The sequence below is a fragment of the Ruegeria sp. BHSB172 genome, assembly GCF_059613165.1.
The window spans coordinates 1-9,322 of record NZ_JBXWRZ010000072.1 but is presented as its reverse complement, the minus strand read 5'-3'; the positions used below and the strand labels follow the sequence as shown (position 1 = coordinate 9,322).

The following is a 9,322-nucleotide window of genomic DNA, read 5'->3' as shown; positions in this document are numbered from 1 at the left end:
GATGCTGGAGTTCAGCCACGACCCAATTCTGGTGGTGATGTCCTGCGCGATGGCAATTGTCGCGGGGTTCACGGGCTTGTCGCTGACTCGAAACATGGCGGCCAAATCGACATCGCAACGCAAGATCGCGATTTCTCTTGCTTCCGTCGCGCTCGGTGGAGGCATCTGGTCGATGCATTTCGTGGCCATGCTCGGTCTGCAAATGCCGATCCCCTATTACTATGATGCGGCCATAACGCTCGCCTCGGCGCTGATTGCCATATTGATCGTCGGCTGTGCACTGATTTTGCTGCATTTCACGGAACGTACGACGCCAATGATATTGGCAGCTGGCGGAATTGTTGGGCTGGGCGTCTTGGTGATGCACTATGTCGGGATGGCCGGGCTGCAACTGTGCAAAGCGGTATACACAGTTCCCGGTGTCGCGTTGTCCTCTGCCATGGCGATTGCCTTGTGCATGCTCGCGGTCTGGGTGGCCTATCAACGACGCACCAATTTGCACATCTTTCTTGCTACCGTTTGTTTTGGGCTGGCGGTCAGTTCCGTGCACTTCCTAGCCATGGCAGGAACAAATTTTGTTGCGGTACCCGTTCCTGGAGATTTTGGCCCGGGTATGAGCAACGAAACGTTGGCCATTGGCGTAGTATTGTCAGGCTTCGTGATTTTTGGTGCCTTTCTTTGGGTGAGCACGACCTATCTAGACGGGCCCGCGCAGCAATCCGAGGCAGCAAATGAAACGACGCAGGAAGCCATGCTGCCGCCCGAGGCGACTTTGCAAATTCCCTGCGAAAGGGAGGGAGCGAAAATCTACGTCGCACCTCAGGATGTCGCATTCGTCCGGGCAGACGGTCATTACACACAGGTCTACACGTGCAAGGATCGCCTGTTCTGCGTCTGGCCGATCACAGAGGCAACAAAGCGCCTTCTGAATGCCGGGTTTGTGCAGACGCACCGCAGCTATCTGGTAAACCCCGAAAAGGTTGCCCGGTTTGAACGCACCAAAGACAAGGGTCGCTGTACCTTCAACGAACCGGAACTCCCGCCCGTCCCGGTCAGCCGGTCCAAGCTGAAGGATATTCAGTCGATCCTCTCGGGTGAACTGGGCGCAACTGGTGCAGCTTAAGGCGCATTTCGTGCAAAAACTGCGAAAATCAGTGGTTTTCTAAAGCCTGCGTATACCGATGGATGCAGGCTTCGCTCCAGCCAGAATATCAAGCAGGGAGGAGCGAGATGATTCCAGCGGCGTTTGAGTATTACCGCCCGAAAGATTTGGATGGGGTAATTGCTCTTCTGGAAGAACACGGGGATGACGCACGCGTCATGGCGGGCGGACACAGCCTGATCCCGATGATGAAACTTCGGATGGCGGACGTGCCCCATCTGATCGATCTGCAAGACGTTGCCGGATTGGGTGGAATCACGGTCGGAACAGACACCATCACCATCGGCGCGATGGTGACCCAAGCCGAAATCATCGACCATACAGATCTTGCAAGCGCAGCACCCATCTTGCGCGAGGCGGCGTTGCAGATCGCAGACCCGCAAGTCCGTTATATGGGCACGGTCGGTGGCAATGTTGCCAACGGCGATCCCGGCAATGATATGCCCGGCCTAATGCAATGCCTCGATGCACAATTCACTTTGGTCGGTGCCGATGGCGAACGCACCGTTGCGGCCCGTGAATTCTATGAGGCTGCCTACATGACCGCTCGGGAAGACGAAGAGGTGCTGACCAGCATTTCGATCCCGGTGCCGCAAGGCGGATATGCCTACGAAAAGCAAAAACGGAAAATCGGTGACTACGCGACCGCCGCTGCGGCCGTGCAGATCGTGAAATCGGGCGGCACATGTGCGTCCGCTGCGATTGCGATGACGAACCTGAGCGACACACCGATCTATTCCGCGGCCGCCGCAGAGGCGCTGGTCGGCACATCCGTGGACGCGGACGCCATCAAGGCCGCCGTCGCCGCCATGATGGAAGACATCGATCCGGCCGAAGACAACCGCGGTCCCGTGGCTTTCAAGAAACATGTGGCCGGCGTCATCCTGACCCGTGCCATCGAACGCGCCTGGTCGCGGGCCTGAGGGGGGAACCAGAATGTCAAAGAAAATGCACATCACACTCACGGTCAACGGCAAGGAAGAGGAGTTTCTGGCCGAGCCGCGTGAACTGCTGATTTACACCTTGCGCGAACGCCTGGGGATCACAGGCCCGCATATTGGATGCGAAACCTCGCATTGCGGTGCATGCACAGTGACCATTGACGGTAAATCGGTGAAATCCTGCACAATGTTCGTGGCCCAGGCCGACGGCAAGGATGTTACCACCATCGAAGGCATCGGCACACCAGACAGCCTGCATCCACTGCAGGAGGCCTTCAAGGAACATCACGGTCTGCAGTGCGGATACTGCACCCCGGGCATGATCACACGCGCCACCAAACTTCTGGAAGAAAACCCGAACCCGACCGAAGAGGAAATTCGGTTCGGCATGGCCGGCAATCTCTGCCGCTGCACAGGGTATCAGAACATTGTCAAATCCATCCAAGCCGCCTCGGCCGTGATGAATGCAGCCAAGGAGGCCGCAGAATGAAGGACGAAGTAGAAACCCGCGAAGACCGCGTCGCCAATCTCAAAGGGATGGGCTGCTCGCGCAAGCGCGTCGAGGATGCACGCTTTACGCAGGGCAAAGGCAACTATGTCGACGACATCAAGCTGGACGGCATGCTGTTCGGCGATTTTGTACGTTCACCGTTCGCACATGCGCGCGTGAAATCGATTAACACTGAAGAAGCCCTCAAGGTTAAGGGCGTTCTGGCGGTTCTGACCGCTGCTGATCTCGAGCCACTGGGCCTGCATTGGATGCCGACGCTGGCTGGTGACAAACAAATGGTGCTGGCCGACGGCAAGGTTCTGTACCAGGGCCAGGAAGTGGCCTTTGTCGTAGCCGAAGACCGCTATGCCGCAGCCGACGGCATCGAAGCAGTTGAGGTCGAATACGAAGAGCTGCCCGTTATTGTCGATCCGTTCGAGTCGCTGAAAACCGATGTGGTTCTGCGCGAAGACCTCGACCCGACGGCAGATGGCGCGCACGGTCCCCGTAAGCATCCCAACCATATCTTCACATGGGAAGCCGGGCAGAAAGAAGCGACCGAGCAGGTCATCGGCGAAGCAGACGTCGTGGCCGAAGAGATGGTGTACTATCACCGGACACACCCGTGTCCGCTTGAAACCTGCGGCTGTGTGGCCTCCATGGACAAGGTCAATGGCAAGCTGACGCTGTGGGGGACCTTCCAAGCACCGCACGCCATCCGGACCGTGGTCAGCCTGATTTCCGGCATTGAAGAGCACAACATCCGTGTCATCTCGCCCGACATTGGCGGCGGTTTTGGCAACAAGGTGGGTGCTTATCCGGGCTATGTCTGCTCGGTCGTGGCCTCAATCGTGACCGGCAAGCCGGTCAAGTGGATCGAAGACCGAATGGACAACCTGATGACCACTGCTTTTGCCCGGGATTACTGGATGCACGGCAAGATCTCGGCCACCAAAGAGGGCAAGATCACCGGTCTGTGGTGCCACACCACGGCGGACCACGGTGGGTTTGACGCCTGCGCGGACCCCACCAAGTTCCCCGCCGGGTTCATGAACATCTGCACCGGGTCCTACGACATCCCGACAGCCTACCTGGCGGTTGACGGTGTCTATACCAACAAGGCACCGGGCGGTGTGGCCTATCGTTGCTCGTTCCGGGTGACCGAGGCGGCCTATTTCATTGAGCGGATGATCGAAGTTCTGGCGATTGAGTTGAACATGGACGCGGCCGAGTTGCGGCGGATCAACTTTATCAAGGCCGATCAGTTCCCCTATCAGTCTGCGCTGGGATGGGAATACGACTCGGGCGATTATCACACCGCCTGGGACAAAGCGCTGGCTGCAGTTGGGTACGAGGATCTGCGTGCCGAACAGGCACAGCGGGTCGAGGACTTCAAGGCCGGAAAAACCCGCAAGCTGTTGGGCATTGGCCTGACACACTTCACGGAAATCGTCGGCGCCGGTCCGGTCAAGAACTGCGATATTTTGGGTCTTGGAATGTTCGACAGTTGTGAAATCCGGATCCACCCGACGGGCTCTGCCATCGCACGGTTGGGCACCATCTCACAAGGTCAGGGGCATGCCACCACTTTCGCCCAAATTCTGGCCAGCGAGATTGGACTTCCTGCCGACAGCATCACGGTCGAAGAAGGCGACACAGACACCGCACCATATGGTTTGGGGACCTATGGGTCTCGGTCGACGCCTGTGGCTGGTGCGGCAACCGCGATGGCGGGCCGAAAAATCCGGGCCAAGGCCCAGATGATCGCAGCCTATCTGCTGGAAGTTCACGACGATGACGTGGAATTCGACGTGGATCGGTTCGTTGTCAAAGGCGCGCCTGAGCGGTTCAAGACGATGAAAGAAATCGCCTTTGCCGCCTACAATCAGGCGATCCCGGGGATCGAGCCGGGTCTGGAGGCGGTCAGCTATTACGACCCGCCCAACATGACCTATCCGTTCGGTGCCTATATCTGCGTGATGGAAATCGACGTCGATACAGGCGAGCACGAGATCCGGCAGTTCTATGCGCTGGACGATTGCGGGACACGGATCAACCCGATGATCATCGAAGGCCAGGTCCATGGCGGCCTGACCGAGGCGCTGGCCATCGCGATGGGTCAGGAAATCGCCTATGATGACATGGGCAATGTGAAAACCGGAACGCTGATGGACTTCTTCCTGCCCACTGCATGGGAGACGCCACACTACACCACCGACCACACCGTCACCCCCAGCCCGCATCACCCGATCGGCGCCAAGGGTGTGGGCGAAAGCCCCAATGTGGGCGGCGTGCCGGCGTTTTCGAACGCGGTGCATGATGCCTTCCGGGCCTTTGGTCTGCGTCAGAGTCATATGCCCCACGATCACTGGCGGATCTGGAAGACCGCCAATGATCTGGGCCTGCACGGCTAACAAGAGGGAGGAGGTGCGTGGTCACGCGCACCTCCACATCCAACTATGACTTGGACCGATTTACAGGGTGCCCTTGCAGGTGAAGGCTATGTCGCTTCCGACGATCTGGCCGTTGCGCTGCATCTAGCACTGACACTGGGCCGTCCGCTTCTTCTGGAAGGCGCGGCGGGCGTTGGCAAAACTGAGGTTGCGCGCACTCTGGCTGCGTCTCGCGACACCCGCCTGATCCGGCTACAATGCTATGAAGGCTTGGACGCAGCGCAGGCGATCTATGAATGGAATTACCAGCGCCAGTTGCTGAGCATCCGCGCGGCTGCCGAAGATGGCCAAACCGGCAAAGACGTCGAAGCGCGCATCTTTTCCCGCGACTTTCTGTTGGAACGCCCGCTGCTGGCGGCGCTGACCCAGGATGTTGCGCCGGTTCTGCTGATCGACGAGATCGACCGGGCCGACGAAGAATTCGAAGCCTACCTTCTGGAAATTCTGGCAGACTATCAGGTCTCGATCCCCGAGTTGGGAACCGTTACGGCCACGACACGGCCTATTGTGATCCTGACGTCCAACGGAACGCGCGATCTGTCTGATGCGTTGCGTCGTCGGTGCCTCTATACCCATGTGGATTATCCCGATCGCGCCACGGAGCTGGCGATTTTGAAGGCCCGCTGCCCCGACATCGAAGCGCATCTGGCCAACCAGATCGTGGGCTTTGTGCAATCCCTGCGCAAGGAAGAGCTGGAAAAGACCCCGGGCATCGCAGAAACACTGGATTTTGCCGCGGCACTTATGGGGCTTGGCCTTGCCGATCTGACGGCGGACCCGGCGATTTTGCAATCGACGCTGACCACGCTTCTGAAAACCCAGAGCGATCAGGCCAACATCACTACTGAAGTGGCCCAGCGCATCGCGGGACGCGCGGCGTGAGCCGGGTCACCAAATTCGCCGGGCGCGATCCTGGGCCGGCAGCACGCGTCGCCGGGTTCATGGCGCATCTGCGCGAAAACGGACTGCGCCTAGGCGTGGCCGAAACGGATACGGCGCTTGCCGCGCTGAACGAAGTCGAAGCCGCCTGTCCAGAAAACGCGCGGCGGGCTCTAAAAGCGGTCTGTACCGGGTGCAAAATCGACGTTGACGCGTTTGACGCGCTTTTCGACAGCTATTGGATGGATGCCGGACGCGTCCGGACAAAGGTCATGCCAACCCTCTCGGCCCCCAGCGGTGAGGGCGTGCATTCGTCCAGAGATGCACAGGGCGAGGACACCGGCAGCGCCGGATCCTCGACCGCGCCGGACTCCAGCGATGGCGAGGGCGAAGCGGAAAGCGACGGCGAAGGCAAATTGATCGCCACCGAGGTGCGCAACCTGATGCGCAAGGACCTGCGAGACATCGTCCGCCCCGAAGACGTGGCCGAGGCCGAAGGCGTGGCACGCCGCCTGGGTGCGGCGCTGCGCGATCGCCGGTCCCGCCGCCGCATTGCCGCGCGCAAGGGCGATCGTCTGCATTTCCGCAAGACAATCCGCCGCAGTCTATCGACCGGGGGCGAGCCGCTGAAGCTGTTGCGCAAGCGCCGCCCCGACCGGACCCGCAAGATCGTCGCGCTGTGCGACGTGTCAGGGTCAATGACTGTCTATTCACAGGTGTTTCTGGCCTTTCTGTCAGGGCTTATGCGCGCCGATACGTCTGCGGATGCGTATCTCTTTCACACGCGGCTTGTGCGCATTACCGAGGCCTTGCGGGACAAGGACGCGATGCGCGCCATTGGCCGGATGTCACTGATGGCGGACGGTTTTGGTGGCGGGTCCAAGATCGGGCCATCGCTTTTGCGCTTTGCCGATACCTATGCAAAGCGCTTTGTCGACGGGCGCAGCGTCGTGATGATCCTGTCCGATGGCTACGACACCGCTCCGCCGGACCAGATCGACGCCGCGCTGGCCAAGCTGAAGAAACGGGGCTGCAAGGTCATCTGGCTGAACCCACTGAAGGGATGGGCGGACTATGCCCCCGTTGCCAGCGGAATGGCGGCTGCACTGCCGCATCTGGACGTGTTTGCCCCCGCGAACACGCTCGGGGATCTGGCCGCTTTGGAAGGGGAACTGAGCCGACTATGACACCTGCTGAAATCCTTGACGGAGATCTTGCACAAACCGCAAAGGACCTGCGCGACCGCCAGCAACCGTTCGCGTTTGCCACGATTGTGCGCACAGCCGGGTCAACCGCTGCCAAGCCCGGCGCAAAGGCGCTTCTGAGCGCGGACGGTACCATCGTGCAGGGCTGGTTGGGCGGCGGTTGCACACGCGGTGCAGTCAAAAAGGCCGCGATCGAGGCTCTGCGCAGTGGCGCACCGCAGTTGGTTTCGGTCGCGCCCGAAGAGCTTTTGGCGGAAAAGGGCGTCAGTTCCGGAGAGACCATTGATGGCACCCGATTTGCCCGCAATGGTTGTCCATCACGCGGCAGCATCGACATCTTTATCGAACCCTGCCTGCCCATGCCTCTGCTGACTGTCATCGGTGCCTCGCCCGTTGCCGAAGCCCTGTCAGCGCTCGCGCCCGAGTTTCACTGGTCAGTGGGCTCGGACATTCCCGACAGCCCTGTCGCCGGCCAGAACGTCATCATCATCGCCACACAAGGCCAGGGTGATCTGGCCGCTCTGGAACGCGCATTGCTGTCCAAACCTACGTATGTCGCCTTTGTCGGGAGCAAACGAAAATACGGCGCGCTGTCAGACAAGTTAATCGCGAAAGGCATAGATCGGGCCGACATCCGCGCGGTCAAAGCTCCCGCCGGTTTGGACATCGGAGCTGTCACGCCCGAAGAAATTGCACTCTCCATTCTGGCGGAACTCGTCAAGGTTCGGCGCTCGAACGTGAAACGGGACGACGATGACTGAAACGACGGCAATATTGCTGGCCGCAGGTCTGTCGCGGCGCATGGGTGCGCAAAACAAGCTATTGTTGCCAGTTGATGGCGTCCCGATGATCCGCCATGTCACCCAACAATATCAGGCGGCGATTGATGGCCCCATTCTGGTCGTTCTCGGACACGATGCGCACTTGGTTAAAGAGGCGCTGGACGGGACCGGAGTGGACACCGTTTTCAATGCAGACTTCGCCGCTGGCCAGTTTACCTCGGTCGCGGCGGGCTTGCGGAATGCTGTTGATGCTCAGACGCTGCTGATCGGGCTGGGGGATCAACCTCTGTTGTCCAGCACCGATATCCTCGCATTGCTCACGGCGCATTACTGTGCCGACCCCGACAAGATCTCTTTTCCTGTTCATCAGGGTAACCGCGGCAACCCCTTGGTTGTGCCGCGATCTTTGCGCGCAAGGCTGTTGGAGGATCCAAAGAGCCCAGGCTGCCAAAAGTTCACGCGCGCCAATGCCGATCTGGTTCAGGAACTGCCCCTGCGTACGCCCGGGCTCTTTATCGATATCGACACGCCCGAAGCTTACCAGACCCACTGCCTGCCCATGAAGGAGGTTGCAGCATGAACACTCTAAGCCGTCTTTGGGCAAAAATGACTCGATCCGTCGAACTCACCCCCGTGCAGGCCGACCAACTGGCCCGCATCAAATTTCCCTGCTGCTAAGGAAGAAGACACATGGAACTTGCTGACGAAATCAGAATTGACGCTCCCAAGGCCGAGGTCTACGCCGCGTTGAACAACCCGGAAATCCTTAAACAGTGCATTCCAGGCTGCGAAGAATTAATAAAGCATTCAGACACCGAACTTGAAGCCAAGGTTGTGTTGAAGGTCGGACCCGTCAAGGCGCGGTTCAGCGGCAATGTTACGCTGAATACCGACGGCGCGCCGGATGCGTTTTCGCTCACCGGTCAGGGCAATGGCGGAGCGGCGGGTCATGCCAAGGGCGGCGCAGACGTGACTTTGGAAGACCAAGACGGCGCGACCCTTCTCAAATACACTGCCAAAGCAGATGTTGGCGGGAAACTCGCCCAACTGGGCAGCCGACTTATCCAAAGCACTGCCAAGAAACTGGCGGCAAAGTTCTTCAAGTCCTTTGCGGATGTGATGGCTAAAGAGCACACTTGATCAAGCGTCACGCCTCGCAAAGCCGGAAACTGACACATAGCCTCCAGAGCCCAGCTCGCGACGCTGGTATGTTTGGCAAATATTATGCTCAAGCAACGGGAAACGTGGGCTTTGGGTTGTAGGTTTCGTACGTCGAATAGTCTTGAACCTAGCCCCGAAGGTGCTGTCAGACGAATGCGAACCAGTCTCAGTTTGCCACGGAAACCGCGAACCTATCCGGAACTAAGTTCACGCCACTCGCTAAGAGCAGCGGCCCGGTTCAGCTTGAAG

General features: G+C 59.2%; 9 protein-coding genes. All 9 read left to right on the top strand.

Annotated features, from left to right (window positions below; all coding sequences use genetic code 11):
• Position 1: 1 nt before the first annotated feature.
• A complete protein-coding gene (locus AC2FM3_RS17490; RefSeq protein ID WP_496684427.1) occupies positions 2-1,123 on the top strand; it encodes an MHYT domain-containing protein in 1,122 nt (373 codons plus the stop codon).
• Between the two features lie 107 nt (positions 1,124-1,230).
• Positions 1,231-2,085, top strand: a complete 855-nt coding sequence (locus AC2FM3_RS17485) for an FAD binding domain-containing protein (protein ID WP_496684433.1) — start codon at positions 1,231-1,233, stop codon at positions 2,083-2,085.
• Between the two features lie 13 nt (positions 2,086-2,098).
• Positions 2,099-2,593, top strand: coding sequence for a (2Fe-2S)-binding protein (locus AC2FM3_RS17480; protein WP_496684430.1), 495 nt, complete (start codon positions 2,099-2,101; stop codon positions 2,591-2,593).
• Positions 2,590-5,007, top strand: coding sequence for an aerobic carbon-monoxide dehydrogenase large subunit (locus tag AC2FM3_RS17475; protein ID WP_496684424.1), 2,418 nt, complete (start codon positions 2,590-2,592; stop codon positions 5,005-5,007). Before AC2FM3_RS17480 ends, AC2FM3_RS17475 begins: the two co-directional genes overlap by 4 nt.
• A gap of 45 nt (positions 5,008-5,052) precedes the next feature.
• Positions 5,053-5,928, top strand: a complete 876-nt coding sequence (locus AC2FM3_RS17470) for an AAA family ATPase (RefSeq protein ID WP_496684421.1) — start codon at positions 5,053-5,055, stop codon at positions 5,926-5,928.
• The gene (locus tag AC2FM3_RS17465; RefSeq protein ID WP_496684418.1) at positions 5,925-7,112 is read left to right on the top strand and encodes a vWA domain-containing protein; all 1,188 of its coding nucleotides are present in this window, start codon (positions 5,925-5,927) and stop codon (positions 7,110-7,112) included. The genes AC2FM3_RS17470 and AC2FM3_RS17465 overlap by 4 nt, the downstream gene beginning before the upstream one ends.
• Entirely contained in the window at positions 7,109-7,891 is a 783-nt protein-coding gene (locus AC2FM3_RS17460) for an XdhC family protein (protein WP_496684415.1), read from the top strand. Before AC2FM3_RS17465 ends, AC2FM3_RS17460 begins: the two co-directional genes overlap by 4 nt.
• A complete protein-coding gene (locus tag AC2FM3_RS17455; RefSeq protein ID WP_496684412.1) occupies positions 7,884-8,492 on the top strand; it encodes a nucleotidyltransferase family protein in 609 nt (202 codons plus the stop codon). The genes AC2FM3_RS17460 and AC2FM3_RS17455 overlap by 8 nt, the downstream gene beginning before the upstream one ends.
• Before the next feature lie 110 nt (positions 8,493-8,602).
• The gene (locus tag AC2FM3_RS17450; protein ID WP_496684409.1) at positions 8,603-9,052 is read left to right on the top strand and encodes an SRPBCC family protein; all 450 of its coding nucleotides are present in this window, start codon (positions 8,603-8,605) and stop codon (positions 9,050-9,052) included.
• Positions 9,053-9,322: the final 270 nt, after the last annotated feature.